The following is a 26845-nucleotide window of genomic DNA, read 5'->3' as shown; positions in this document are numbered from 1 at the left end:
AAAACGGGGCGGAGGGTGTGAACCCATCCGCCCCGGTTTCGTTGTCATGCCATCGCGCGCGACGGCACGTTTCAATGCTTACATCGCCGGAGTTTCGCAGTTAGGCGCGAGTTGCGCGTTCGCGTCGCGGCGATCCAAACGCAAGCTCAACAGCGCCACACCCACCCCAGCCAGCGGCACCAACGCAGCGACCCAAGGCACCGCCGTCAGGCCGCCGTGATTGATGACGAACCCGCCGAGCCATGCGCCGATGGCGTTGCCGAGATTGAACGCGGCAATGTTGAAGCTCGACGCCAGGCTCTCACCGGCCCCCGACGCCTTTTCCATCACCCAAAGTTGCAACGGTGCGACCGTGGCAAACGCCGTGGCGCCAAGCAGCGCAACGAACACGATGGACAGCCACTGCGAGTGCAAGGCGAAGGTCATCAGCCCCAGCACGATCGAGAGTGCCAACAAGCTACCGAGCACGGTCGGCACCACGCGGCGATCCGCCAGCTTGCCGCCCAACAGATTGCCCACCACGAGACCGCCGCCGAAGATCAGCAGGATCGGCGACACCGCCTTCTCGGCAAAGCCGGTCACTTCCGTGAGCAACGGCGCGATGTATGTGAACACACCGAACACGCCCACCCAGCCGAGCACCGTCGTAAGCAGACCCAGCAGCACCGGGCGACGGGCCAGCGCACGCAAGTCGGCGCGCCAGTCGCCAGCGTCCTTCGGCGCAGCGATCTTCGGCACGAACAGCGCGATGACCACGAACGCAAGTGCGCCAATGACGGTCACTGCCCAGAAGCTCGCACGCCAGCCATAGCTTTGGCCAAGCCAAGTGCCGAACGGCACGCCGAGAATGTTGGCTACCGTCAGGCCCGTGAACATCACGGCAATGGCCGAGGCGCGGCGCTCACGCGACACGAGGCCGGTCGCGACCACCGAGCCCACGCCGAAGAACGTGCCGTGCGCGAACGACGTCAGCACCCGCGCGGCCATCAACGCCGTGTAGCTAGGTGCCACCGCACAGGCCGCATTGCCGATGGTGAAAATGGCCATGAGCACCAGCAGCACGGTCTTGCGCGGCCAGCGGGCCGTGGCGGTGGTCATGAGCGGGGCGCCAACGACGACACCCAGCGCATAACCGGAAATAAGCAGGCCTGCGGCCGCAATCGAGACGCCGAAATCGGCACCGACGTTGAGCAGCAGCCCCATGATGACGAACTCCGTCACGCCAATGCCGAAGGCACCGGCCGTGAGGGCGTAAAGGGCGATGGGCACGAGAAACTCCTGTCTGAATTTTGCGAATCGTGGAAAGGGCCGCACGTTGGTGAATCGCAACGCCAGCCAGTGCCACGGAATATAGACGCCCTCGCATTGATGAAATAGACTGCGCGAAGGAAAATCATTTGTGACATCAAGTCACAATACGTCGCAAACCGCCGCGCAGCGGGCATGAGAGGCACTCCCCATGGGACGACAAGACGTCAATCGCTCGGGCGATATGGAAGTTTTTGCGCGCGTCGTAGAACTTGGCGGGTTCTCCGCCGCCGCTCGGGCGCTGCATATGACGCCGTCGGCGGTGAGCAAGCTGGTGGCGCGCCTGGAAGCGCGGCTAGGCGCTCGGCTCTTCAACCGGTCGACGCGCCGCCTGCAACTCACCCCGGAGGGCACGGCGTTCCACGAGCGCGCGGTGCGGGTGCTGTCCGACATTGAAGCGGCGGAGCGCGAAGCGGCTGCGGGCGCGGTGCCGCGTGGCCTGCTGCGGGTGAATTCGAGCGTGCCGATTGGCACGCTTTATCTGTTGCCGGTCATCCCGGCGTTTCTCGCGAAATTCCCTGAGATTCGGCTCGATCTGACGCTGACCGACACCGTTGTCGACTTGCTGGAGCAGCGTGCCGATGTCGCCGTGCGGGCGGGCCCACTGCGCGACTCACGACTCGTGGCACGCAAGCTTGGCGAGAGCCGCATGCATGTCGTGGCGTCCCCCGACTATCTCGCGCGTAACGGTGCACTGCGCACACCCGCCGATCTGATTCATCACAACGTGATGGCCTTCAACTTCGACCGGCAGGTGCAGGGCTGGCCGTTTCTCGATGGTGCTGGCGGCATTACGCACTATCCGCAGATCGGCAACATGGTGGTGAGTAACGGCGAAATCATGCGTCGGCTCGCCGTAGAAGGCTTGGGACTCGCGCGTCACTCGCGCTATCACGTCGATGCCGATCTGCGTGAAGGACGCCTCGTCGCCGTGCTCGAAGACTACAACCCGGGCGATCTCGAACCCGTGCACGCCGTGTATGTCGGGCAGGGCGGACACTTGCCCGCCCGCGTGCGCGCATTCCTCGATTTTCTCGTCGAGCACGTGCATCTGCCGTAATTCGCCGGCGGACGTCGGTCGGCGGCTATGGCCGTTCACGCCGCTTTCGTAAGGCTGTCGTATGGCTTTCGAACGGCTTTCGCGCAGCATTTCCCGTTTCATTCGTGCTGCATTCGTGCTGCCTTCCCGTTAATTCGCCACGCGCCCGCGATGCGACCACACGAACAGCGGCCATGCGAGCGCCGCGCATAACAGCCCGCCCGCCCACACCAGTGCCCAGCCGCCCAGCGAGAGCAGCAACGGGATCGACAGCGGTGTAAGGAACATCGTCATGAACACGCCGGTGTTGCCGATACCGAGCGCTGTCCCGGCCCGCGAAGCGCCAGCAAGCGTCGCCAGTTCGGTGAACGCTACGCCGTGCCATGCCGATGCCACCACGCCGCCCGCGATCAGCAATGCGATGAGCCACGGCGTGCCGTGCGCGAGCCATTCGGCGCGCATCGTCAGCGCTGCGACAAGCGCCGCCAGCAGCGCAAAGACCACCCCGACAATGACCGTGCACACGCGCAGATATTGCGGACGGTTGCGGCGGCGGTCGGTGTAGCGTCCGCTCCAGACGCGCGTGAGCGCCGCCCCGGTCTGCACGGCGCCGAGCGTGAGCGAGATCGTCATGACGCTCACGTGCGCGAAGTCATGCAAAAAGACGGTGCCGAACGTCAGCACGGCGATTTGCGGCATCGCGAGTACGGCCATGCCCAATGCCGTACTCAGCAACCGCGCGTCGCGCAGCGGCGAATACGTCATCGGTGCGGTTGTGCCATTGCCCGCCTGCGCTGGCGACACTTGCGCGGCGTGCGGGGCCTCATGCGCTTCTTCCGGCGGTTCGAGCAGCCACAGCCACGCCATGACCGTTGCGGCGACGCAGGCCGCCGCGAGGCCGAAAAACGCGGCACTGAAGCCAAAATGCAGCGCCGCCCCCGGCAGGAGCATCGCGCCGATTCCCCCGCCAAGCGGGACGGCACATTGCCGCACACTCATCGCCAGCCCGCGCTCGCCGTCGTGAAACCAGCGCATGACGGCACGCCCGCTAGACCCGTTCACACTCCCGCCCAGAATGCCGATCGCGAGCATGCCCGCGGCCAACAACGGCATCGGCGGCACGTACCGAGGTGTCGGCACGACCCAAACCCCCATCGCAAACAGCGCCGCCGCCGTAACCAACAGCCCCACCAGCAGCACACGCCGGTCGCCCCATCGGTCGGTGAGCATGCCCCAAGGCAACTCAGACACCGCGATGCCCAACCCGATCATGCCGAGCACCAGCCCCAGATCGCCGTTGGCGAGCGCATAAGCGCTGCGCATCTGCACGGCCGTCGCGGGAATACCGCCCATCGCTGCGGCAAAACTGGCGTTGGCCGCCACGCCCACTCCCAGCACCTTCCAACGGTGTTCACGACCAAGCGGGCGGGCACCGCCGCGTGGCAGTCCCGCATCGGCGGGCGGAAGCGTTTTCGCCGCGGCTCCGGCAATGGGTAGCGGGATGGCCGGGATGGCCGGGCCGGGCGGCACGGCAGTACACGAGAGGCGATCGTTCATGAGTGACAGGGTGCGCGGCCCGTAGGACGTCGCAGAGGAGGAGGGATGCTACGCATCGTACGGATAGACAATCCATCGGAAAAGCGGGAAAATTCGATGCCTTATATCGTGTTTTCCGGATCATCTGTCCTGCGCCTTATCAGATCGAGGGGATCGAAGAGATTGGCGGGATCGACCGGATCCTTAAGCGATACCGCCCACCCGGGAGCCGCCATGAACGCCCGCGCCTTCGACCTCACGCAGTTACGCACTTTCATCGCGATTCACGATGCAGGCAGCATTTCCGCGGCCGCCGAGCTGATCTTCCTGTCGCAATCGACGGTCAGCGAACAACTCAAGAAATTGGAAGAGCGCGCGGGCCAGCCGTTGCTGGTGCGCTCGCGCAAAGGCATGCGCCCGACGCCTGCGGGGACGCGGCTCATTGCCTACGCGCGGCAAATCTCGGCGCTCTCCGAAGCCGCGTTCGAAGACTTGCAGGGCGTTTTGCTCGACGGCGAGTTGCGCATTGCCATCACCGACTACTACCGTCCGCACGATGTAGGCCGCGTGCTCAAGCGCTTCGCGAGTCTGTACCCGCGCCTGCGCTTACATGTGAGTGCGATGCAGAGTGCGCAGATCGAGCGCACGGCGCTAACCGGCGAGCATTTCGATGTCGGGCTCGCCTTACGGTTGACGAACGAGGATGTCGGCAAGGGCGCGAAGGCGCTGGGCTACCGCACGCCGGGCACGCTGGTGCGGCGTGAGCGTTTGGTTTGGGCGATGTCGTCGACGCTGGCCGAGCCGCTGGGCGAACCGTTGCCGCTGGTCACGCTGCCGCCCTCTTGCGCGCTGCAAAGCCTGGTGCTCAGTGTGCTGGAGCGTCACAAGGTGCCGTATCGCGTATCGCACTCGGCAGCGGGCGTTGCGGGCATGCAGTTAGCGCTGGGCGCGGGACTGGGCATTTCGTGTCTCAACGAATCGGCGCTGACATCCGACCTGATCGTCTGCCCGCCCTCGCTCGGTTTGCCGCCATTGCCGCGCGCTGAATTCCATCTGCTGCCCGGACGCGCCGACGAGACCGACCTGATCCGCCACGCGCGCACTGCGCTGTTGCGGCTATTCGCGTGATACCTTTGCGCCCTCGCGCCCTTGCTCCCCATCTATCAGAGAGTGCACCCGTCATGCCGGAACCCACACCGATTCGTCTGAACTTCAACACCCGTCGTGCGCTACTGTTCGCGCTGACCGCCGAGCGGCTGTCGGCGTATTACGAACACGGACAGTGGATGACCGACAAGCAGGGAGCCTCGCTCGCGCAACTCTGGCTCTCGCGCTCGAAGCTGCAATTGCCGATGGCCGAGCGGCGTGTGCTTTCGGAATTGAGTGACGACTTTGCGCGCGAACTGGCCGGCACGCTCTCTCGCGAAGCTGGCTTGTACACCGCGCACGAGATGACGGAGTCGCTCGACGCGGACTACGCGTATGCGTCGGCCGTCGCGCAAGACTTGTTGGAAGACTGCACGCGACGCCTGCACGAAGCGGGAATTACGGAGTAACTGAGCGTTCCTGAACGAGCACCCACGGGGCCACGACGACGGCCCACAACTCGGGCGTGCGCGCGGCAAAATCGCTGGCCTGTTCGGCTTGCATGCGTTCGACCATGCCCGACGAGAGCCACTGCGTGACGACCGGCGTATCGTCGTTGGCCACGGCTTCGGCGACCGACACGAGATCGACGCCCGGTGCCACGTACAGCAGCACGCCGCGCGCGAAAAACGACTCCAGATCCTTCCAGTCGATTTTGGCGGTCTCGCCGAGCAAACGCGTATACGTCTCGCTGGCAGCGTGGGGGTTGGCTTGGGGGGCTTGATCTTGCTTGGGCGAATCCATGACGGCTCCAGACGGTGCGCGCTAGGAATTGGCTGCACCCGGGGTAAGACAAATGACGAAAGCCGCATTGTAATGCGCCCCGGCGCGCGCGACGGTGGTAGCATCGGAACCCCACGCACGCCGCTGGAGTCGGAAGTGGCATCACTCGCCGCGCTGCGTGGTGACTAACGTTTTACCGAGGACCCGCATGACCAAACAAAAAACCGATCCCAAGCTGGAACAAGCCCTGACACGCGGCGACCTTGCCATGCGTCAGATCAATTCCGCGCGCGCCACTGCCTTGCTGCGCGCGCTTGGCGAGATGATTGTGGCAGCGTCGAAGACGATCGGCGTCGACGCCGTTGTGGACGTGCCGGGTGGCGACAAGATTTACGACCCGGAAGACGGCGTTTGGCCGCAGTCGCTGGTGCTGTCGTTCGATGGCCCCATCGAAGAGGCTGACGAAGAAGAACTGCGCACCGTGCAGCTTCGCGCCGACAAGTATCCCGAGACGTTCCAAGTCGAGTGGCATCGCGCCGATGGCAAGCTTGGCCATCACGAAGCCCGCCCGCTCGCCATGGTCGCGTTCCTGACCGATGTGGAAGTGCCCTGGCTCGACGACGACGCTTAAGCCGTCAAGTCGTTAAGCCGCTAAGGCGTTTTCCGCTGATCGCGTCTCCCACCGCCGCCCGAGGCTCACGCCCGGGCGGCGGTGTCGTTTGCACGCCCTGCTTGGCTTGCACACATTATTTCTGAAATAGCAATTCAAAATAGACAATTATCGACTTTATTGCGATTGATGGCGGCAATAGACTGCAACTGTCGACGGTGAAACGAAAAAGCGAACACCGCCAACGTTCAAACGACAGGAGAAAACATCATGAAGCGCACTCTTATTACCTCGGCTCTGGTTTCCGCAATGCTTGCTGTGTCGGCCGGTTCGGCCTTTGCTAGCGACGCGTTCGAAGGTCCTTCGGAATTCGCATGGGTTCCGCAAACTAGCGCCTTGAGCCGCGCACAGGTCCGTACGGAACTGATCCAAGCCCAACAAGCTGGTCTGCTCGAACAACACGACTCGGTCTACCCGACGACGGTTGCTAAGGTGGGTGGTGCTGCACAGCCGGTGATGGCAGGTTCGGTGACCAACGTTGCCAGCGCAGGTAGCACTTACTTCGGCAGCTAATCGCATGTGGCCTATGTCCGTGAGCCGGTGCCTGACTTAGGCACGCTGCGACTCCGGGCTTCGGTCACCCAGCACTACCGATGACAAATCGGCCGCAATTTAGCGGCCGATTTTGTTTTGTGCGCACGTCACATCCCGTGGCACGTCGGCCAACCCCTGTGGACAAGTCTGTCGATAACCCGGTGAATAAGCTGTGACCGGGCCGGGGATAAGTCTGTGGACAGTCAAGGGATACCCTCGGGATAACACCGGGATAAGTGGGCAATTTCCGGTGGATATCCCGTGGATAAGCCGTGCACAGGCTGTGGATATGCCATGGACAACTCGGCATTTCCCTGTGGATTTCCTGTGGAAATACTGGGGTTTTGCGGTGATTATCCTGTGGATACCCAGTGCACAACCTGGCCCTAATCGCCCGCAAAGGCCCGAGTGGCGGGCCTCTGCCTCAGATCATCGAGATTTGGCACCGAATCGGAAGCCCCCAAACATCAGGAAGCAAAAACCTTCGCAAGAAATGCCGTGACGCGTTCGATGGCGTCGTCGCGCGCTTCCGGCTGCGTGCCGGTGATCGGCACGATATGCGTTTTGGGGTTGGTGAACTCGGGGCGCGAGCGCAACGGCAGGTTCGGGTAATCGAAGTCGTGATACGCGCCCGGATACATGTGGAAGGTCACGGGCGCGCCCTTGGCGGTGACGTCCTTGATGAAAGCGTCACAGGGCACCGGCTTGGACCACACATCGTCAGCACCGATCAACACCAGCACGGGGATACGCGTCATCCAATCCGCCCCCTGCGCCTTCGTGTTGCACCAGCCCGGAGAAAGGCGACCGCCGCAGCGAAATCCGGCGCAGTGACGGGAGCCGAGGCAACGGCGGCAGACGTCGCTACCGATGCCTGACCCGGACCTCTCGGCCCCACCGAGAACAACACCGTGCCGCCGCCATGCGACCAGCCCATCAGTGCGATGCGGTTCGGCGCGATACCAGGCAACTGCTGCAAATACCGCAGCGCCCCATACGCGTCACGCGGGCGCTCCACCGACGGTCGCACATCTCCCCCACCCCGGCACTCGCTGGCTTGTCCGCGCGAAGTAAAGCTATCGACCGCCAGCACCGTGTAGCCCAGCGCATTGAACCGATGCGCCCAGTCGAGCTCACGGCTGTCGATCTTGCCTTTGCGCGTCAGCATCCCATTGCAGCCGTGCATAAACACGACGGCGGGCGTCGGCCCGTTGGCGTTGGTCGCCCGAAAGAGATAAGCATCGAGCATCACCGGCTTACCGGAGTTGTCGGTGTCCAGCGACGCGATGCTCACCTTCTCTTGCGCGTGCGCGGCCGCCGACCATCCTCCGGCAACGACAGCGAGCATCAACGCACAGCGGGCCACCGCGCGGGCACCGTAGCGGACACTGAACCGGACACTGAACCGGGCACTGAAGCGGGCACTGAAGCGGGTAATGCGTGCGGAACGAACCATCATGACCGTGCGACTCCGGAGCAGGGCGAATACAGGGTGAATCGAGTATATCCAGCCGTATCGACGCCAAACGTAAGCACCTGCGCGCGTCATATTACGAATGGTTGGGCGCACACGGCGCTAAGCATGTGCCGATCGGAGATAAGCGGCGCCGGAGCGGCCCATTAGAATGTCATCGGATACCTAAGCAACATCGACCTGCTTCCAACCTGCTCATCAACCCGTTCCGTGTATGGAACGTCATGTTTATCCGGAGACAAACGACATGACCGAGAAGACGCAACCGGCAGAAGACGCTGCACAAGCCCCGAACTGGCGCCTCGAGACGCTGGCTGTGCACGGCGGCTACCGCCCCGATCCGACCACGCGCGCCGTGGCCGTACCGATTTATCAGACCGTGGCCTACGCGTTCGACGACACGCAGCACGGTGCCGACCTGTTCGATCTGAAGGTGCCCGGCAACATCTACACGCGCATCATGAATCCGACGCAGGACGTGCTGGAACAGCGCGTCGCGGCCCTCGAAGGCGGTGTGGCAGCCCTGGCCCTCGCATCGGGTCAAGCGGCCGTCGCCTACGCGATTCAGACCATTGCCGAGGCAGGCGACAACATCGTGTCGGCCAGCACGCTGTACGGCGGCACGTACAACCTGCTCGCTCACACGCTGCCGCTCTCGGGCATCACCACGCGCTTTGCCGATCCGCGCGAGCCCGAATCGTTCGAGCCGCTGATCGACGAGCGCACCAAGGCGATCTTCGCCGAGTCTGTGGGCAACCCGCTCGGCAACATCACTGACATCGCCAAGCTCGCCGAGATCGCGCACCGCCACGGCATTCCGCTCATCATCGACAACACCGTGCCGTCGCCCTATCTGCTGCGTCCGTTCGAGCACGGTGCCGATATCGTCGTGCACTCGCTCACCAAATACCTCGGCGGCCACGGCACGAGCTTGGGCGGCGCCATCGTCGACTCCGGCAAATTCCCGTGGGCCGAGCATAAGACCCGCTTCAAGCGCCTGAACGAGCCGGATGTGAGCTATCACGGCGTGGTTTATACGGAAGCCTTCGGACCGGCGGCCTACATCGGACGTGCGCGCGTCGTGCCGCTGCGCAACACGGGCGCGGCCATCTCGCCGTTCAACGCCTTCCAGATCTTGCAGGGTATCGAGACGCTGGCGCTGCGTTTGGACCGCATTACCGAGAACGCGCTGAAAGTCGCTCAGTTCCTCAAGAAGCACCCGAAGGTGGAATGGGTGAATTACGCCGGTCTGCCGGAGCATCCCGACAACGCACTCGTGCAGAAGTACCTGTCGGGCCGCGGCCCGGGCATTCTGACGTTTGGTGTGAAAGGTGGTCGTACGGGCGGCGCGGCATTCCAAGACGCCCTGCAACTCTTCACGCGCCTGGTGAACATTGGCGACGCCAAGTCGCTGGCGACCCACCCGGCGTCGACCACGCACCGCCAACTCTCGCCCGAGGAACTGCGTAAGGCGGGCGTGAGTGAAGAAACGGTGCGCCTGTCGATCGGTATCGAACACATCGACGACTTGCTGGCCGATCTGGATCAGGCACTCGCGCGGACGTAAGTACATCCCGATCATTTCCTGCGCGGTTCCGGCAGGTACAACGGGCGGCGGCAACGTCGCCCGTTGTCGTTTCCGCAGCGGCTGGGCGGCCCGGCAAAGCCCTCATTCAAAGCCAATTCTGACGGGTTATCATGCGCGGCAGCCGGTCGGGGCAGGGATCGGCGACGCCGTCATATGACTGTCACAAAAAAGACATGATGACAGCGTAGTGTGCTTGCCCATTTCCCAAGGATTGCGCATGGACTATTTGCAAGTGCTGGTGCTCGCGATTGTGCAGGGCGTGGCGGAGTTGTTGCCCGTTTCTAGTTCTGCACACGTCATCATGGCCGAGAAGCTGATGGGCCTCGACCCGACCGCCCCCGAGATGACGTTGCTGCTGGTAATGCTGCACACCGGCACGATGCTGGCGGTGATCGTGTATTTCTGGAAATCGTGGCGCGAGCGTTATTTCTCGTCGCGACGGGATTTCATTCACAACGCCAAGCAAGTGATCGTCGCCACGGCGTTCACCGGCGTGATCGGTATCGCGTTGATGCTGTTCATCGAGAAGGTACTGATGCGGGGCACGCAGCACTCCGAGATCGAGCATCTGTTCGGCAATCTGTACATCATCTCGGCGGGTCTCGCGATGGCGGGCATTTTGATCCTGATCTCGGGCCGCAAGCGCCCGCCGATGGGCGATCGTCCGATGCGGGCGGCCGACTCGGCGTGGATCGGCGCGGTGCAGGGCGTGTGCCTGCCGTTCCGTGGCTTCTCGCGTTCGGGTTCGACGATCTCGACCGGTATGCTGCGCGGGCTCGACAAGATTCGCGTCGAGGAATTCAGCTTTGCGCTGGCGGTGGTGCTCACGCCGCCCGTGATCGTCAAAGAAGCCTACCGCCTGTACAAATCCGGCGCGACGCAAGCGTTCTCGGGGCACTTCATGGCGGTACTCACGCCGTGTCTCGTGGGCATGTTGTTCAGCTTCTTCGCCGGTTTGATCGCGCTGCGCTGGCTCTCGCGCTGGCTGGAGCACGGCCGCTGGTACCTGTTCGGCATTTACTGCCTCGTGGCATCGGTCGTGGTGCTGTTCTCGAGCCAGTACCTGAACTGACGTACTCGTGCGCTTAAAGGTAAAAGGCCGGTGCTTCGCACCGGCCTTTGTCGTTGACGCGCGTGCCGCACACAAGGACGAAATCAGTCCGCCAACTCGTAAGACGTATTGCGCCCGGCCCCACTGCCTTTGCGCAGCACGCCGTGATCGAGCAATTCCGTGATGTCGCGCAATGCGGTGTCCGGCGAGCACTTTGCGAGCGCCGCCCATTTCGCGTTCGTGAGCTTGCCCTCGAAGCCGTCGAGCAGCCGATTGAGCACTTTGATCTGTCGCGTGTTGAGCGCAACCGTCGCCCATTGCTGCCACAGGTGCGCCTTACGCAGTACCGAATCAAGCGTCTTGTCGGCATGCTCGATGGCACGCTCCAGAGCATCGTAGAACCACAGCAGCCACGCAGTGACATCTAACGTGCCCTTTTGGGTTCGTTCGAGAATTTCGTAGTAACCCTTGCGCTCACGCTGAATCTGCGCAGACAAACTATAAAAGCGCTGCGAACTGCCGTCTCCGCGAGCCAGCAGCAAATCGCCGATGGCGCGCGCGATTCGTCCATTGCCATCGTCGAACGGGTGCAGCGTCACAAACCAAAAATGGGCAAGTCCTGCCTTGATCAAGGCGAGTTCGTCCGACTCATGATTCAGCCAGGCGAGAAAGCGAGTCATTTCGTCGTCGATGCTTGCGGCGGGCGGAGCCTCGTAATGCACCCGCTGACGGGTGAGCGGACCTGAGACGACTTGCATCGCCCCATTGGCGTCGTCGCGCCAGTTCGCCACGGAAATGCGCGACATGCCCGAATAGCCAGTCGGAAAAAGGGCGGCGTGCCAACCGAAGAGTCGCTCGCGCGTCACGGGCTTGGCACTGTTCTGCGTGGCGTCGAGAATCATTTCCACAACGCCTTCGACGTGTCGGTCGACGGGCGCCAACGCACCGATGTCGACACCGAGCCGATGCGCGATGGACGAGCGCACCGATGCCGGGTCGAGCTGTTCACCTTCGATTGCGCTGGTCTTGAGGACATCCTGCGTCAGCGCCGCGAGACTCGCCTCGTCGCGCAGCGACATCCCAACATCCGCCATTCGGCCATAAAGCCGCCCCTGTGCGCGACTGACGCGCGCAAGCGGACGGGCTAACACCGCCATGTCGTAGCGCATTGCTGGCCATTCAGGGGCCTGCCAGAGATAGAGCCAATCACCGCGTTCCATGCGGCGATTATGGCGAAGAATCACCGCCTACGCAATTTAATCACCGCAAATTCTGCGGCGATTAACCTCGCTATTCACCGCAAGCGGGTCATCCGTATTACGCGTGCCACGGGCCAATTCATAGCTTTTCTCAATACATCGACAGAAAAATGTGAATTTGAAGTATGGAGCGGGGCTCACCATACTCCAGCACAACCTCTCGCCAACCGATCGCTTTGCAGGGTGCGAAGCGACACGTGCGGCATCGTCCCCGCCATTTGCCATGACTGATCGCTCGCGCTTTCACAACCCTGTCGACGTCCATTTCGGCGACGGTGCCCTCGCCCGTCTGCCAGCCCTCGTCGGCCAGCGGCGCGCCGTGCTGGTCACCATGCCAGAAGCCCGTGCGCTGGGGATGACGGGGCAAGTCGAGGCCCTGCTTGGCAGCCGACTCGCCGGTGTGATCGATCAAGTCAGCCCGAACCCCGACGTGCGCGAACTGGCCCCGATGTACGGCGACTTCTGGCGTCGCTACGGCCAATGCGAGGTCATCGTGGCACTCGGCGGCGGCAGCGCGCTCGACACGGCCAAGCTGCTGATGGTGGCGGGCGACGACGATCGCTTCAGTACGTTGGTAGATGCGCTCGATGCCGGTGGCACGTTCCAACCGGCACGTACCAAACGCCTCATTACAATACCGACGACCGCAGGCACCGGCAGTGAAGTCACGCCGTGGGCCACGCTCTGGGATCGTCACGTAAAGCGCAAGAAATACTCGCTGCATCTGCCCGAAACGTGGCCCGAAGCCGCCATCGTCGATCCCCTGCTCGCGCGCTCGTTGCCGCGCTCCGTCACGTTGCAAAGTGGCCTCGACGCGCTCTCGCATGCCCTCGAAGCCATCTGGAACGTCAACGCAAATCCGATTTCCGACACCTTCGCCGTCACGGCCGCGCGCGACATGATGCGCGTGCTGCCGCGGCTCATGGCCTCACTCGACGACGCCGCACTGCGCCGTGATGCGGCGTTGGCCGCGCTGCGCGCCGGCATGGCGTTCTCGAATACGAAGACCGCCCTCGCCCATTCGATTTCGTACGACATGACGATCCGCCACGGGCTGCCGCACGGCATTGCGTGCTCGTTCACGCTACCAGCCGTGATGCGTCTGGCCATTGGCCGACGCGCCGATCGTGACGCAGTGCTCGCGCAGGTATTCGATGGTGACGTCGCTGGCGCGCCCGAGAAGCTCACCGCGTTTCTGAACGGGTTGGGCGTCGCGACGGAGTTTTCGGCCTACGGTGTCACCGAGCCGGAATCGACCGCCATGATCGCCGCCGCCCTCGACGGTCCGCGCGGCCGCAATTTCATCGGCGCGACCGTCTGAGGTTTACCAGATTTACCCGCAGTCCCCGCAACAGCCATTATCGAAAAAACAGCCGCCGGTCCAACGCGCGGTCACGAGACAACTATGGAGACAGACGCCCCGGCGCAGACCGGTGCGTCGCAGCGCGCCGCCACGGCGCGGCGCACCAACAGGAGGCGCAATGGAACAGGTTCTCAACGGGATCGGCAGCAGCGATACCGTCTCTGCCGAAAAAGCGGTGCGGACGGTGGCGTTAGCCAGTCTGATCGGCACGACCGTCGAATGGTATGACTTCTTCCTGTACGGCACCGTCACGGGACTCGTCTTCAACAAACTCTTCTTCCCCAGCGGCGATGCCTTCGTCGCGACCGCACTCGCTTACACCGTCTATGCAGTCGGCTTCGCTACCCGCCCGCTCGGCGGCATTCTGTTCGGGCACTTCGGCGACAAGCTGGGGCGCAAGCCGTTGCTCATCGTCACGCTCACGATCATGGGGGTGTCGACATTCCTTGTGGGGCTAGTGCCGAGTTACGACAGCATCGGCATCGCCGCGCCGCTCATCTTGCTGTTTCTGCGCTTGCTGCAAGGGATCGGTCTCGGCGGCGAATGGGGCGGTGCCGTGCTGATGGCGTTCGAATACGCGCCGCGCGATAAACGCGGGCAGTTCGCCGCGTATCCGCAAATCGGACTGGCCGTCGGGTTGTGTCTGTCGACCGGTGTGGTGGCCTTGCTCTCGTCGACGCTGACCGACGCGCAGTTCATGTCGTGGGGTTGGCGGCTGGCCTTCATGCTCAGTCTCGTGCTGGTGGCCGTGGGCATGTTTATCCGCCTGAAAGTGCTGGAAACCCCTGAGTTCGCGCGCATCAAAGATAGTCAGCATGTCGCCCATGTGCCGCTCAGGGAAATCGCCCGCGACTATCGCCGCAACGTGCTGCTCGGCTGGGGCGCGCGCTATATCGACGGCGTCGTGTTCAACGTCTACGCCGTGTTCGCCATCTCGTATCTCGTCGGAACGCTGCACTTCCCGAAAACGCCGGTGTTGGTGGCGGTCACACTCGCGGCATTGGTGCTCGTCGTGACCATTCCCTACGCATCGAAACTCTCTGACCGGGTGGGTCGCCGCCGGGTGTTCGGCTGGGGCGCGCTGGCGTGTGGCGTGTCGTCGATTCCGGCACTGGCCGTCATGCATTACTCGACGAACATCTGGTGGGTATCGCTTGCGGTGATCTTGCCGTTGGGGGTGGTGTACGCGTTCGTCTACGGGCCGGAAGCGTCGATGTTCTGCGAGCTGTTCGACACGCGTGTGCGTTACACGGGCATCTCGGTGGTGTATCAGGTGTCGGGAATTGTTTCGAGCTCGATCACGCCGCTCGTGGCGGCCACACTGCTCGAATACGGCGGCCATCAACCGTGGTGGATCGCGGTCTATGTGCTCGTCGTGGGATGCCTGTCAGCTACGTGCGCTGCGGCAATGAAGAAGACTTACTGAGTCGGCACGGCAAGCCGGTGGATGGCTCCCCGGCTTGTCGTTTTTTTGCAGACGCGGGCCGCTGGGGCCCTATCGGTCGCTTTATTGACCGATATACCGACCGACTTACTGACCGAAGTAGATCGAACCAGCGCGGTTCACACGGCCCGGCACTTCATACGCCGGTGCCAAGGTCGTGGTTTGTTGGGCGGCGACGGGGCCCGGCTGGGCTTGTTGCTGCACTTGCACCTGGGCGGCTTGTTGCGTTTGCTGCGGCTGCGCGGCTTGTGCGGGCTGGGTGTTTTCGGCGGCTTGGGCAGCGCCAACGGTCAAAAGGGCAGCAGCAAAGGCCGAAGCGATCAGAGCGTGTTTCATTTTCATTTCTCCTGTCGGAAGCGACGTCCACGACGGGCGCCACCATTGCCGCCAATCTACGCTCGCGCAGGCGTGAGAAAAACGCGATCCCGGAGAAGGACGCATTGCTGAAAACGAAATAATCGGGGGAGCAGGAAGACGATTGATCGCGAAAGCTGAACCATCGCGAATCTTGGCCAAAGGGCTCACGTTGCATGAACCCCGCGCAAGCTAAGGCTTGCGCCGCATGACATCCATCAGACCACATCCATCAGATCGACCGGTTACACCTATCTGCGCCAGCGCAGCTTCGCAACTGCGTGGCGACCGGTATCACATCCACTTTTCGGCAATCAACGGCGCGTGATGCGCACTTCTTGACGACGCGAGCGGCTGGCACGTTCCTGACGGCTGCGCAAATACGCGGCGGTGAGCAACGAAGCACTCGCCAAGAAAAGGAAAGAACCGAGGGCAGCCATTTTTATGCTCCTGTACGGGCCGATATCGTCCGCGGTGCGGCGCACCTTGCGAGCCACGACGTCGGCCTGACTTCATGAATGTCACTTTACTGCCGACGCACTTTGCAATAAACCCCATCGCATCAAAGAGGCTATTGCGCGCAGCGGCATTTCCCGCCAAATCACCGCCCAAACCAGGTCAGCGCCCTGCCATATACCTGGTTTAACGACGCCAAATCATTGATTTTCAATAGATTTTTCAAATCAGACGAATGGTTGCGTTTTGTAGACGCTCAGTTGCGAAAAAACCACGGGTTTTCCCTAAGATTCATTCCATGCCAACGCGACGGACACCGCAACGCAGCAAAACCGCGGAAATGCCCCGAACGCTAGCTGAACACGAAGGACCACAATCAATTGACAGGAGTATCACCATGAACACCCGTATCCTTGCTGCTGTTGTTGCTGCTACCGCATTCGTGTCGGCCTCTGCTTTCGCCGACGCTCGTTATGACAACCAAATTGGCGACACGCAACAACTCGCCGGTCAAAGCCAAGTTTCGCGTGCTGAAGTTCGCAGCGAAATCGCCCAAGCCCGCGCCGACGGCCAACTGAATCAAGTCGAAACCGGCACGCCGCTGACCGCGCAAACGCAAGTTGACAAGGCCGCACCGGCCAGCGGCATCACGCGTGCCGATGTGCGTGCCCAATTGAACGACCGCAATCTGGTCGACCCGGACAATCACTCGTAATCGTCAGCTTCAAGTTGCCCGCGCATCGACCCCAAGCGATGCGAAGCCGCCGGTGTGCCCACATCGGCGGCTTTTTTATTGGCCGATGCCCTCGGCAAAAAAAAGCCGCCCGAAGGCGGCATAAGGTCGGGTGAGACCAAGGAAAAGCGGTAACTCAGGCGTTAGGCGCACCGAGTGAAGCGTCCAGCGCACGACGCGCCGTATCGAACTCCACCGCAAACGTGCGGCGCCACGCGCGACGCGTGCTGTCGTCGATCCATGCGCCATCCAACCCGTTTTGCATAAACGTCTGCAAGTCATCCAGCGAGAAGCCCAGATGGCTGAACATCAGCTCCCACGCCTGCGCCGGATTCACCTTGTGCAGCGTCGGATCGTCGGTGTTCGGATGAATCTTGAGGCCCAACCCCGGCATGCGGCGAATCGGGTGATCCTCCGCCCAGCGCTCGGGCGTGAGCGTGCGCAGGTAGTACGAGTTGGTCGGCACCACGGTGAAGACGATGCCGCGCTCAGCGCATTCACGCGCGAAGTCCGGCGCGTCGACGATGGTGTAGCCGTGATCGATGCGATCGCACTTGAGCAACTCGACTGCCGTCTCGACGTTCGTCCACGGCGTGCCGAATTCCCCCGCATGCGCCGTCGTCTTGAAACCCGCCAGACGTGCATTGCGATACGCCTTCCAGAAGAACTCCGGCGGACGGTCGTTTTCGCGATAGTCGATACCGATGCCGATCACTTCGTCGGCGCGATGCATGCGCATCCACTCGACCATCTCGACGGCTTCGCGCGGATCCGCTTCGCGGTCGATGCTCGGCACCAGACGGCCCACGATGCCGTGGTCGCGCTCGGCATCCCGAATGGCCGCGACGATGGCGTCCTGCGCATCGACGTACGGAATGCCCGACGTGCGCACCGTGCCCGTCGGGTTCCAGAAGAACTCGCTGTAGCGCACGTTATGCGCAGCGGCGTCGGCCAGATATTCGTAGGCGATACGATGCAGATCGTCCGGTGTCGTCAACAGATATTCGTCGAGCGCGCGCAACACACGCAGCACGCCCACAGGCTTTTCGCCACGCGTGTAAAACCCGTCGATTTCCTCGCGCGTGAGCGGTGCGTTCGATTTCTCGGCCAGCGTCACGAACGTGTCGTGACGCACCGCGCCCAGCAAGTGGCAGTGCAATTCGACCTTCGGCATCGCATGGAAGAACGTGCGATGTGCCTCCTGAATCTGCACGCCGGTGCGTGCGGCGGGCACATGGCCCGGTGTCTCTGTCATAACGCTCAGTCTTATTGAATTCGTGAAACCCGCCCGTGGCGGTCAGATCGATGTTGCCGCGTGGTTTAGTGACGTCCCACGACCGTCCAGAAGTAGTACGCGAGCGGCAGCGTCAACACATACAGCCCCCACGGCAGATCCTTGAAACGGCCCATCAGCACCTTCACCAGCACGTAGCAGAGCAGACCGCCAGCGATACCCGTGCCGAAGCTGTTCGAGAGCAACGTGAGCAGCACCATGGCGAGCACCGGGAAGGCATCGCTGAAGTCGTCGAACGGCACATGACGAATCGTGCTGAACATCGACAAACCAATCAGGATCAGCGCAGGCGCCGTCGCTTCCTTCGGGATGGCCAGCGCCACCGGTACGAAGAAGCACACCAGCGCAAACATGAAGGCCGCCGCAATCGACGTCAGCCCCGTACGACCGCCCGCCTCGACACCGGCCGCCGACTCCACCAACGCCGTCAGCGCCGGAATGCCCAGCAATGCGCCGCCCGTGGCCGCAATCGAGTCGACGAGGAACGGACGGTTGATGTTGGCCATATTGCCGTGCTCGTCGAGCAACCCGGCTTTACCACCCACGGCGAGCGTCGTGCCCAGCGTGGAGAAAAACTCCGCCGCGAAGAACGCGAACAAGTACGGCAGCGCCGCCACCGTCAGCGCACTTTGCAGATCCAGTTGGAACGCGACCGGCGCGATGCTGTGCGGCAGCGAGATAAACGACTCAGGGACTTTCGTCACGCCAAGCGGCACGCCAGCAATCGCGGCCAGCAGAATCGACCACAGAATGGCCCCCGGCACCTTGCGGCCTTGCAACAGAATGGCGGCACCCAGCCCGACCAGCGCGACGATCGTGCCCGGCTTGCTGAAGTCGCCCAGCGCAAAGGCGTTGGTCTTCGCGTTCGCCACGACCATCCCAGCGTTACGCACCCCTAGCACCGCGATAAACAGCCCGATGGACGCGCCCAAGCCCAGCTTGATCGCCGTCGGAATCAGCCGCGCGACCACGCTGCGAGCGCCCAGCACCGTGAGCAGCAGGAACAACACCCCCGAGAGGAACGCGATGGCAATGCCCGTCTGCCAAGCCACGTGTTCCGTGGCGGCAAGCGTGACGCCCACAATGACCGAACCGCCAATGCCCGGGCCGACAACGAACGGCAGGTTCGCGTAGAACCCCATCAGCACCGAGAACAACACGAACACGAGCATGACGGCCGTGGTCGCCGCACCGCGGTCCATGCCGCCCGTGGCGAGCAGCGAGGGGATCACCACCATCAGGTAGGCCGCCGCGAGGAAGGTCGTGATGCCAGCCAGCACTTCAGTGCGCACGGACGAGCCGCGCTCGGCAATGGCGAAACGCCGCTCGAGCCAGCCGCGCGGGGCGGTGGCGGTGCTGCTATTCGGCGCGCTGCCGGTCACTTCGCGCTCAGTGGGAGAGGTATGCATATGCCAAGAATAGTTGGGTCTTTGCGTGGCACTTTACGTGCGCTCGACTATAAATAAAAAGTCAAATTACTTATGATTCGATAATTCGAATCTATTCTTTGCGGACTCAGGAGCGCACCATGGCGACTTCCCCGACTTCATCGCGTCGTACTGCGCCACCCGGTGCTGCCAAGGCCGCGTCTGCCGAGGCTCCGCCGAGTGCCACAAAAGCCGCTGCGGCCACTGTGCCGCCCCTTCCCGCGCTGACCTTGCGGCAAGTGCAGTACTTCGTGGCGCTCGCGCATTCGCGCAGCTTCACGCAAGCGGCGCAGACCCTGTCGGTCACGCAACCCGCGCTCACCGCCGCTATCCGTCAAATCGAATTCCTGCTCGGCGGACGCCTCTTCGAGCGCTCGGCCCACCGGCTCACACTGACCGAAGCGGGTACGACCATCCTGCCGCTCGCCGAACGCCTGCTCAATGCGGCGCGCGGCACGTTCGACGACATGACGAGCACCTTCACGCTGCAAGCGCAGACGGTGCGCATCGGCTTCATCCCGTCGGTCGCCGCGCGGTTGCTGCCGGTGCTGGGCAGTCTTCGCGACACCCACCCGGGTGTTCGCTTTGCCCTGAGCGACTTGCCCAACAGCGAACTCGTCGCCGCCCTCGCACGCGGTGAGATCGATCTCGGCGTGGGGATTCGCGATGAAGACGACGAAGCCGTCAGCGCCGAAGACTTTCGCTGCGACGACCTGTTCGACGACGAAATCGTGCTCGTCACGCGCCGCGACGATCCGCTCGCGAAGTCCGCATCCGCCACATGGGCGCAATTGGCCGAGCGCGATCTGGCCGTCTTCGTGCGTGGCAACGTCAGCGATTCGCTACGACGCACCGGCGGCTCGCACAACCTGCGGCTGGAGCCGAAATACCGTATGGAGTACACCGAGCCGCTGTACGCGCTCGTGCGCAGCGGCCTCGCGCTCGCCATCCTGCCCAAGCTCTATACCCTGCACCTGCACGATCCGGAACTCGTCGCGCTCGATGTGACCGCACCGCGCGTCACGCGTACCGTTGCACTCATGTCGCTCGACGGCAAAGAGCGCGGTCCGCAGGTGAGCGCCTGCCGCGACTGGATCGTGAATCATCTCGCGACGTAATCGCAGCGTCGCATCATGCGAAAACGCGGCAACCCGATCCGGGCCACCGCGTCCTATCTCACTATCGAGGCCATCGCTCACAGCCTCGCATCGCGCTCGTCGTAGCGCCCACGCGACCTGCCCTGGCGTGAGCCTCTTCGCTCATTACGGCAAACGCGCAATGCGCGAGAGCAGCGTGTCGTAGAAACGGTCTTCGTCCACATCGGTGATCCACGTGGCGTTCACGGCGCGCTTGGTGCGGCCAGTCCAGTCCACCACGGTCTCGCCCAGCGTCAGTTGACCGGTCGTCTCGACCGCCACATTCACGCGACGCCCGCCGAACATCGTCGGATCGATCAGGTAGCCAATCGTGCAGGGGTCGTACATCGGTGCCGACTCCACACCACGGCGGCCCTTTTGATACGCCACTTCCGCCGCGAGAATATCCGCCACGATCGGACCGCATCGGTTCTTCAATGCGCGGAACGGTGCTACGCGTGCCGGGGTAATCGGTGCCTTCACGCAAACATCGCGCGGGATGACCGTAATCGGCACGCCAGCGCCCAACACGATGCTCGCCGCTTCCGGATCGACAAAGATGTTGAATTCCGCCGACGGCGTGATGTTGCCGCGCTCGAACCACGCGCCGCCCATCACCACGATTTCGCGCAACGCCTTGGCACCTTCCGGCGCGGCCGTGAGCGCCGTTGCCACATTGGTGAGCGGGCCAATCGCCACGAGCGTCACGCTGCCGGGTTTGGCGGCACGCAGCGTATCGATCAGGTACGTCACGGCATGCTGCGGCGCCAGTGGCGCGCGCGGCTCATGCAACGTCACGCCGTCAAGGCCCGTGCGGCCATGCACGTTAGCGGCCGTGATCAAGTCGCGCATCAACGGCTTCGGGCACCCGGCGTACACCGGCAGCGAATTCGTCTTGCCAGCCCAGTCGCGCACGATGCGGGCATTGCGCTCGGTCAGTTCCAGCGGCACGTTGCCGCCCACCGTGGTGAGCGCCTTGAGATCGATCTGGTCGTTGGCACCGAGTGCAAACAGGATGGCGATGGCGTCGTCCTGCCCCGGGTCGCAATCGATGATGACGGTGCGGCGCGGCGTGCCATCGGCAGCCAATCGCGACGCCCCGTCGGTCGACGTCAGTTCGGCCAGTGCGTTACCGGCCCCCGTCGCGCCGAGGGTTGCCAGCGACGCCGCGAGCGACGTGCGCAGGAAGTTGCGGCGGTGTTGCTGCGGGGCCGTGTTCATCTCGTTGATATCTGCCATGACGTCGAATCTAAAGGTAGCGTGAGAGGCGAAGTCGCTTGCGCGCGCCGGTCGATCAGAACGTGTGACGCATGCCGAGCGTCACCGCCAACTGACGCTTCGTGCTCGACGCTGCATAGCCGAACAGTTGCGCATTCTGCGCGTCCCCGGCGGCCTGCTGCGCGTTGAGCGTCAGTGCCACGTCGGTGCGCTTGGACAACCAGTAATCGGCTTGCAGGTTCACCTGATGCCATTGCGGGCGCGTGTTGATCACATCGTACTTACCCGTCGTGAAGCCGTACGCCGCACCCAGCACCAGCGCCGGGGTGAGGTTGTAGTTCAGCGTCAGGTTGTAGTTCTGCAAGTGCAGATGCGAGGCGTCGAGATACGTGTAACGCACATCGGAGAACATCGCGCCGATGAGTGCCGGGCCCCAGCGATAGAAACCGCCCGTGGCGAAGATGCGTTGCTGGCTCGCGTACACGGTCGGGTGCACGGCGCTCTTCGAGAAGATCAGCAGCGGGCTGGCGTAGTCGTTGGCGATGGCGCCGTCGTTGTTCGTGCCGCTAAACGGATTGTTGTACTGCGCGTACGCGGCGTTCCAGTCGAAGTCGGCGTACTTGTAGCCCAAACCGAAGCTGTAGGCGTTGTTGTTGCGAAAACCGGTTGCCGAGTTCGAGAAGCCGTATTGCGCGGTGCCGTGGAAGCCGCCCACCGTCGGGCTCACCCACTTCACCGAGTTCTGCATGCGGATGTCGTTGTAGCCGTTATCGTTGTCGCCGATGTTCACGCCGTTGCTCGAAATGATGATCGGGCCAACGTAGTCGTGAATGGTGTCGTACTGGCGGCCGAGCGTGAACGTGCCCCATTTGTTGTCCGACAGGCCGACGAACGACTGACGGCCGAAGGCGCGGCCGTTCTGTGCGCCGGTGCCGTTCATGATATTGAAACCGGCTTCGAGCGTGAAGATCGCCTTGGTACCGTTACCGAGGTCTTCGCTGCCCTTGAAGCCCCAGCGCGGGTTCTGGTTCGTGCCCGAGAGCGCCTGCCACGTCTTGCTGCCGCCTTGATTGCTCACATACCCCACGCCGCCCGAAATCAGGCCGTAGATGGTGACGTTTTGCGCGTGTACGGAGGTCGCGGCAAGGGCCATCGTGGCGCATGCGCCGGCAAAGCCCAGGCGGGCCAGAATCGTGGTCTTCATGAGGTGTGGCGTTCTCTAAGGATTTATCTGCGCGCCGGCGAGATAGGTGCATTCGGCGCTACAGGGACCGAACTATAGGGAACGGGTTTGTATAAATATAATTTTGATTTTTTATATATCGATAAATTTTATCGATTCAACGAAGCGAGCATGGCGCAGGCCTTGCCGGGCGGCAACCCGCGAATTTTGACGCGGCGATGGCAAGCGCCGCAGAGTGTTGCGCCAGAAAGACATTAGTGTGCGAGGAGGCCTGGCGCTTGCGCGATGAGGTACAGCACCGCGCCGATGAGTCCCCCGACGAGCGTGCCGTTGATGCGGATGTATTGCAGGTCTTGACCGACGCTCAGGCGAATTTGCTGCGAGAGATGTTCGGCATTCCAGCCGTGCACCGTGGCGCGGATGTGCTCGGTCACGAAGTCGGCAAACCCGGGGGCCATGCGCTCGGCGGCATCGAGCAACTGCGCGTCGAGGGCCCGGCGTAGCGATTCGCTACGCGCGAGTTCCTGCGCGATCCACGACGCGGCACCGACGATCTTCGCGCCAATCACCGAGTTTTCCTGCGCCAGATCGCGCTTGACCCAGCTACGCCACTCGTTCCACAAGCCCCCCACATAAGCGGTGAGCGCCGTGTCGCCCTTCAACTGCGTCTTGAACCCGTCTAGCTTCGCCTGAAACTCGGCGTCAGTGCGCAGCCGTTCGATCAGCCCGGCGACCGCGCGATCGAATGCCTGCCGCAGTTGGTGTGATTCGTCGGCTTCCATTTGCGCGAGCAGGCGCGTCACGGCGGCCGAAATCATGTCCGAACCTTTGTTGCCGATCCATTCCGATGGCAGCACTTTCTCTTTCTTCGGATGATCGGCTTTGAGCCACTCCACGATGCGCGCAGAGAGAAACTCTCGCGTCTGCGGTTCGTTCAGCAATTCCACGAGATAGTCGAGCGTCTCGTCGAGTAGCGCCTGATGGCGGCCGTCGCGCGTGAGCGTATCGAGAATCGCCGCCGCCGATTGCGACAAGTCGAGCCGGTCGATCATCGTGTCGAGCGCACGGCGGATAAACGCCTGCACGTTGCGCTCGTCCATCACGTCGAGCACGCCACCGGCCACCTTCACCAAGACCGCGCTCAACTGCCGCGCGTTCTCGTGCGACCCCAGCCAATGCGTGACGGCATCGGCCGGATTTTGCTGCTGAATGAGGCGGACCACCGACGGCGTGTCGAGAAACTTCTCGCGAACAAAGCGCGCCAGACCATCGCCGAGCGCGTCTTTCTTGCGAATGAGAATGTTGGTGTGGGCCGCCAATCCGGGAATGGGAATGCGCCGGAACAACGCCTCGACGGCAAACCAATCGGCCAGACCGCCGACCATCGCGGCTTCGGCGGCTGCGCGAATCCAGCCGGTGAGAAAGTGCGGCGGCATGAAAAGCGTGGCAATGAAAATCGCCAGCGCGACGAGCAGGAAAGACAGGGCACGCCGTTCGGCGCGTTGCAGTGCGATGGCGGGGTCCATGCGCAACAGGCTCCTGAAAAAGCAGAACGCCTGACAGGTTACCCCGTCAGGCGTTCGTTGATAAGCGCAACGCTTATCGGCAGCTTATTTGCGAACTAACGCCGCTTAGCCGCGTTGTTCCGCCTTGAGCTTCAAACGGTACTTGTGCAGCAGCGGTTCGGTGTAGCCGTTGGGTTGCGTCAGGCCTTCGAACACCAGCGCGCTGGCCGCTTGGAACGCCAGCGAATCGCTGAAGTTCGGCGCCATCGGACGGTACTGCTTGTCGCTCGCATTTTGCTTGTCGACCACGGCGGCCATGCGCTTCATGGTCTCTTCGACCTGTTCGCGCGTGATGACACCGTGGCGCATCCAGTTCGCCAGATGCTGGCTCGAAATACGCAGCGTCGCGCGGTCTTCCATCAGGCCGATGTCGTTGATGTCCGGCACCTTCGAGCAGCCCACGCCCTGATCAATCCAGCGCACCACGTAGCCGAGAATACCTTGCGCGTTGTTTTCGATTTCCTTGCGGATCTCGTCGGCGCTCCATTCGGCCTTCGCCACCACCGGCACCGTCAACAAACCGGTGAGCAGCGCGTCGCGTTCCTTGGCGTAATCGATCTTCTCGAGCTCCTGCTGGACGGCTTGCACGTCGACCACATGGTAGTGAATCGCGTGCAGCGTAGCGGCGGTCGGCGACGGCACCCAGGCGGTGTTGGCACCGGCCTTCGGATGCGCAATCTTCTGCTCCAGCATGGCGTGCATCAGGTCGGGCATCGCCCACATGCCCTTGCCGATTTGCGCGCGGCCACGCAGGCCGGCAGCCAGACCCACGAGCACATTGCTCTTCTCGTAGGCGGTGATCCACGCCGACGACTTCATGTCGCCCTTGCGCATCATCGGACCGGCTTCCATCGCCGTGTGCATTTCGTCGCCGGTGCGGTCGAGGAAGCCCGTGTTGATGAACGCCACGCGCGCGGCGGCGGCGGCGATACAGGCCGAGAGGTTCACGCTGGTGCGGCGCTCTTCGTCCATGATGCCCATCTTGAGCGTGTTGCGCGGCAGCGCGTACAGGTCTTCGATGCGGCCGAACAGCTCGTCGGCGAAGGCCACTTCGGCCGGGCCGTGCATCTTCGGCTTCACGATGTAGATCGAGCCGGTACGCGAGTTCAGACGATGCTTGCGATCGTGCAGCGAGGCCAGCACGGTGACCACACCGTCGAGAATGCCTTCCGGAATTTCGCGGCCGTCGCGGTCGGTGATGGCCGGGTTGGTCATCAGGTGACCCACGTTGCGAATAAACAGCAGCGAGCGGCCATGCAGCTTCACCGGTTTGCCATCGGCACCCGTGTATTCGCGGTCGGCGTTCAGGCGGCGCGTGAACGACTTGCCGCCCTTCGACACTTCTTCCGTGAGCGTGCCTTGCATCAGGCCGAGCCAGTTGCGATAGAGCTCGACCTTGTCGTCGGCGTCGACGGCGGCGACCGAGTCTTCGCAGTCGATGATGGTCGTCACCGCAGCTTCGACGAGCACATCCTTGATGTGGGCGGCGTCGGTCTTACCGATCGGGTGATTCGCGTCGAATTGAATTTCGAAGTGCAGGCCGTTTTGCTTGAGCAGCACAGCCGTCGGCTTTGCCGCGTCGCCTTGGAAGCCGATGAAGTGCGCAGGCGTGGCGAGTGCGGTCTTGCCGTTCTTGGTCGTGATGACGAGTTGGCCGTTCTCGACGCTGTAGCCGGTGGCGTCCTTGTGCGAGCCTTCCGCCAGCGGGGCGGCTTGATCGAGGAAGCCGCGAGCAAAGGCGATCACGAGTTCGCCGCGCTTCGGGTTGTAGCCCGTGCCTTTCTCTGCGCCGTTAGCTTCGGGAATGGCATCGGTGCCGTAGAGCGCGTCGTACAGACTGCCCCAGCGTGCGTTGGCAGCGTTGAGTGCGTAGCGGGCGTTGGAGAGCGGCACCACGAGTTGCGGGCCGGCTTGTTCGGCGATTTCGTAATCGACTTCGGCGGTGGTGGCTTTGACGGCGGCCGGTGCGGGCAGCAGGTAGCCAATCTTTTCGAGGAAGGCGCGATAGGCGGCGGCGTCAGCGATCGGGCCGGGGTTGGCGCGGTGCCAGTTGTCCAGTTCGCCTTGCAGGCGGTCGCGCTCGGCGAGCAGCGCGCGGTTCTTCGGCGCGAGGTCGTGGACGATGGCGTCGAAGCCTTTCCAGAAAGTTTCGACATCGACACCGGTGCCCGGCAGGGCTTCCTTTTCGATGAACGCGATCAGATTGTCTGCGACCGTCAGGCCGCCACGCTGGGAAGTGGAAGTCATGATGCTGTACTCGAGTTTGAAAACCAGTTTGACGCTGCTTCGCCGGACCATTCATTCGTCACCGCAAACGCGTTGCACGTCCGGGTGACGCATGCTC

At 62.8% G+C, this 26845-nt stretch carries 25 protein-coding genes; 11 read left to right on the top strand and 14 right to left on the bottom strand.

All coding sequences use genetic code 11. The features are described 5' to 3' along the window. Positions 1-78: 78 nt before the first annotated feature. Positions 79-1269, bottom strand: a complete 1191-nt coding sequence (locus tag PPN31114_RS10925; protein WP_150679540.1) for an MFS transporter — start codon at positions 1267-1269, stop codon at positions 79-81. Between the two features lie 190 nt (positions 1270-1459). On the opposite strand from PPN31114_RS10925, the gene PPN31114_RS10920 reads away from it, so the two are divergent. Then, positions 1460-2368, top strand: coding sequence for a LysR family transcriptional regulator (locus tag PPN31114_RS10920; protein ID WP_150679539.1), 909 nt, complete (start codon positions 1460-1462; stop codon positions 2366-2368). 129 nt (positions 2369-2497) lie between these two features. On the opposite strand, the gene PPN31114_RS10915 is transcribed toward PPN31114_RS10920, so the two are convergent. After that, a complete protein-coding gene (locus tag PPN31114_RS10915; protein ID WP_150679538.1) occupies positions 2498-3904 on the bottom strand; it encodes an MFS transporter in 1407 nt (468 codons plus the stop codon). Between the two features lie 213 nt (positions 3905-4117). On the opposite strand from PPN31114_RS10915, the gene PPN31114_RS10910 reads away from it, so the two are divergent. Beyond that, a complete protein-coding gene (locus PPN31114_RS10910) occupies positions 4118-5011 on the top strand; it encodes a LysR family transcriptional regulator (protein WP_150679537.1) in 894 nt (297 codons plus the stop codon). 53 nt (positions 5012-5064) lie between these two features. Continuing rightward, positions 5065-5439 carry a hypothetical protein gene (locus PPN31114_RS10905; RefSeq protein WP_150679536.1) on the top strand — a complete coding sequence of 125 codons (375 nt, stop codon included), beginning with the start codon at positions 5065-5067 and terminating at the stop codon, positions 5437-5439. Here PPN31114_RS10905 and PPN31114_RS10900 read toward each other — a convergent pair. Beyond that, the gene (locus PPN31114_RS10900; protein WP_150679535.1) at positions 5429-5773 is read right to left on the bottom strand and encodes a DUF2288 domain-containing protein; all 345 of its coding nucleotides are present in this window, start codon (positions 5771-5773) and stop codon (positions 5429-5431) included. The genes PPN31114_RS10905 and PPN31114_RS10900 overlap by 11 nt on opposite strands. A gap of 187 nt (positions 5774-5960) precedes the next feature. On the opposite strand from PPN31114_RS10900, the gene PPN31114_RS10895 reads away from it, so the two are divergent. Both PPN31114_RS10895 and PPN31114_RS10890 read left to right on the top strand, forming a co-directional pair. Continuing rightward, positions 5961-6383 (top strand): hypothetical protein, encoded by a 423-nt coding sequence (locus PPN31114_RS10895; protein WP_150679534.1) that lies wholly within the window; start codon positions 5961-5963, stop codon positions 6381-6383. A 249-nt stretch (positions 6384-6632) separates the two neighbouring features. Next, positions 6633-6935: a DUF4148 domain-containing protein gene (locus PPN31114_RS10890; protein WP_150679533.1), complete on the top strand. Its 303-nt coding sequence runs from the start codon at positions 6633-6635 to the stop codon at positions 6933-6935. Positions 6936-7423: 488 nt separating this feature from the next. Here PPN31114_RS10890 and PPN31114_RS26420 read toward each other — a convergent pair whose 3' ends face one another. Together PPN31114_RS26420 and PPN31114_RS10885 are read right to left on the bottom strand one after the other, a co-directional pair. Then, positions 7424-7714 (bottom strand): dienelactone hydrolase family protein, encoded by a 291-nt coding sequence (locus tag PPN31114_RS26420; protein WP_246182509.1) that lies wholly within the window; start codon positions 7712-7714, stop codon positions 7424-7426. Further along, on the bottom strand, positions 7711-8415 hold the full coding sequence (locus PPN31114_RS10885; RefSeq protein ID WP_246182508.1) for a dienelactone hydrolase family protein: 705 nt from the start codon (positions 8413-8415) through the stop codon (positions 7711-7713). Before PPN31114_RS10885 ends, PPN31114_RS26420 begins: the two co-directional genes overlap by 4 nt. A 262-nt stretch (positions 8416-8677) precedes the next feature. Between PPN31114_RS10885 and PPN31114_RS10880 the strand changes: the two genes are divergently transcribed. Next, positions 8678-9997, top strand: coding sequence for an O-acetylhomoserine aminocarboxypropyltransferase/cysteine synthase family protein (locus PPN31114_RS10880; protein WP_150679532.1), 1320 nt, complete (start codon positions 8678-8680; stop codon positions 9995-9997). A 238-nt stretch (positions 9998-10235) separates the two neighbouring features. Continuing rightward, the gene (locus tag PPN31114_RS10875; protein ID WP_150679531.1) at positions 10236-11090 is read left to right on the top strand and encodes an undecaprenyl-diphosphate phosphatase; all 855 of its coding nucleotides are present in this window, start codon (positions 10236-10238) and stop codon (positions 11088-11090) included. An 83-nt stretch (positions 11091-11173) separates the two neighbouring features. On the opposite strand, the gene PPN31114_RS10870 is transcribed toward PPN31114_RS10875, so the two are convergent. Further along, positions 11174-12289, bottom strand: coding sequence for a Fic family protein (locus PPN31114_RS10870; protein ID WP_150679530.1), 1116 nt, complete (start codon positions 12287-12289; stop codon positions 11174-11176). A gap of 262 nt (positions 12290-12551) precedes the next feature. On the opposite strand from PPN31114_RS10870, the gene psrA reads away from it, so the two are divergent. Further along, entirely contained in the window at positions 12552-13649 is a 1098-nt protein-coding gene (gene psrA, locus PPN31114_RS10865; protein ID WP_150679529.1) for an iron-containing alcohol dehydrogenase PsrA, read from the top strand. Between the two features lie 160 nt (positions 13650-13809). Next, a complete protein-coding gene (locus tag PPN31114_RS10860) occupies positions 13810-15117 on the top strand; it encodes an MFS transporter (RefSeq protein ID WP_150679528.1) in 1308 nt (435 codons plus the stop codon). Positions 15118-15222: 105 nt separating this feature from the next. Here the strand turns inward: PPN31114_RS10860 and PPN31114_RS10855 are convergent, their stop codons facing one another. Together PPN31114_RS10855 and PPN31114_RS26545 are read right to left on the bottom strand one after the other, a co-directional pair. Beyond that, positions 15223-15471 carry a hypothetical protein gene (locus tag PPN31114_RS10855; protein ID WP_150679527.1) on the bottom strand — a complete coding sequence of 83 codons (249 nt, stop codon included), beginning with the start codon at positions 15469-15471 and terminating at the stop codon, positions 15223-15225. 332 nt (positions 15472-15803) lie between these two features. Beyond that, entirely contained in the window at positions 15804-15929 is a 126-nt protein-coding gene (locus PPN31114_RS26545) for a hypothetical protein (RefSeq protein WP_281350963.1), read from the bottom strand. A gap of 413 nt (positions 15930-16342) precedes the next feature. Between PPN31114_RS26545 and PPN31114_RS10850 the strand changes: the two genes are divergently transcribed. Then, positions 16343-16660, top strand: coding sequence for a DUF4148 domain-containing protein (locus PPN31114_RS10850; RefSeq protein WP_174987930.1), 318 nt, complete (start codon positions 16343-16345; stop codon positions 16658-16660). A 154-nt stretch (positions 16661-16814) separates the two neighbouring features. Here PPN31114_RS10850 and PPN31114_RS10845 read toward each other — a convergent pair whose 3' ends face one another. Both PPN31114_RS10845 and PPN31114_RS10840 read right to left on the bottom strand, forming a co-directional pair. Then, a complete protein-coding gene (locus PPN31114_RS10845) occupies positions 16815-17933 on the bottom strand; it encodes an adenosine deaminase family protein (RefSeq protein ID WP_150679525.1) in 1119 nt (372 codons plus the stop codon). Between the two features lie 65 nt (positions 17934-17998). Further along, complete coding sequence (locus PPN31114_RS10840; RefSeq protein WP_150679524.1) at positions 17999-19381, bottom strand: NCS2 family permease; 1383 nt, start codon at positions 19379-19381, stop codon at positions 17999-18001. A 119-nt stretch (positions 19382-19500) separates the two neighbouring features. Between PPN31114_RS10840 and PPN31114_RS10835 the strand changes: the two genes are divergently transcribed. Then, positions 19501-20517: a LysR family transcriptional regulator gene (locus PPN31114_RS10835; RefSeq protein ID WP_150679523.1), complete on the top strand. Its 1017-nt coding sequence runs from the start codon at positions 19501-19503 to the stop codon at positions 20515-20517. A gap of 144 nt (positions 20518-20661) precedes the next feature. On the opposite strand, the gene PPN31114_RS10830 is transcribed toward PPN31114_RS10835, so the two are convergent. The 4 genes from PPN31114_RS10830 to PPN31114_RS10815 form a co-directional block, all read right to left on the bottom strand. Beyond that, positions 20662-21774 carry a nucleoside hydrolase gene (locus PPN31114_RS10830; protein ID WP_246182507.1) on the bottom strand — a complete coding sequence of 371 codons (1113 nt, stop codon included), beginning with the start codon at positions 21772-21774 and terminating at the stop codon, positions 20662-20664. 55 nt (positions 21775-21829) lie between these two features. Beyond that, positions 21830-22957 carry a porin gene (locus tag PPN31114_RS10825; protein ID WP_150679522.1) on the bottom strand — a complete coding sequence of 376 codons (1128 nt, stop codon included), beginning with the start codon at positions 22955-22957 and terminating at the stop codon, positions 21830-21832. Between the two features lie 233 nt (positions 22958-23190). Beyond that, positions 23191-24462 carry a DUF445 domain-containing protein gene (locus PPN31114_RS10820; protein ID WP_150679521.1) on the bottom strand — a complete coding sequence of 424 codons (1272 nt, stop codon included), beginning with the start codon at positions 24460-24462 and terminating at the stop codon, positions 23191-23193. Positions 24463-24567: 105 nt separating this feature from the next. Continuing rightward, positions 24568-26748, bottom strand: coding sequence for a malate synthase G (locus PPN31114_RS10815; RefSeq protein WP_150679520.1), 2181 nt, complete (start codon positions 26746-26748; stop codon positions 24568-24570). Between the last annotated feature and the right edge of the window lie 97 nt (positions 26749-26845).

Origin of the sequence: Pandoraea pneumonica, from assembly GCF_902459645.1 — a bacterium.
In the GTDB taxonomy this organism is placed as follows: Bacteria; Pseudomonadota; Gammaproteobacteria; order Burkholderiales; family Burkholderiaceae; genus Pandoraea; species Pandoraea pneumonica.
The sequence above is the reverse complement of the archived record's forward strand: the minus strand, read 5'-3'. Positions and strand labels throughout refer to the sequence as shown.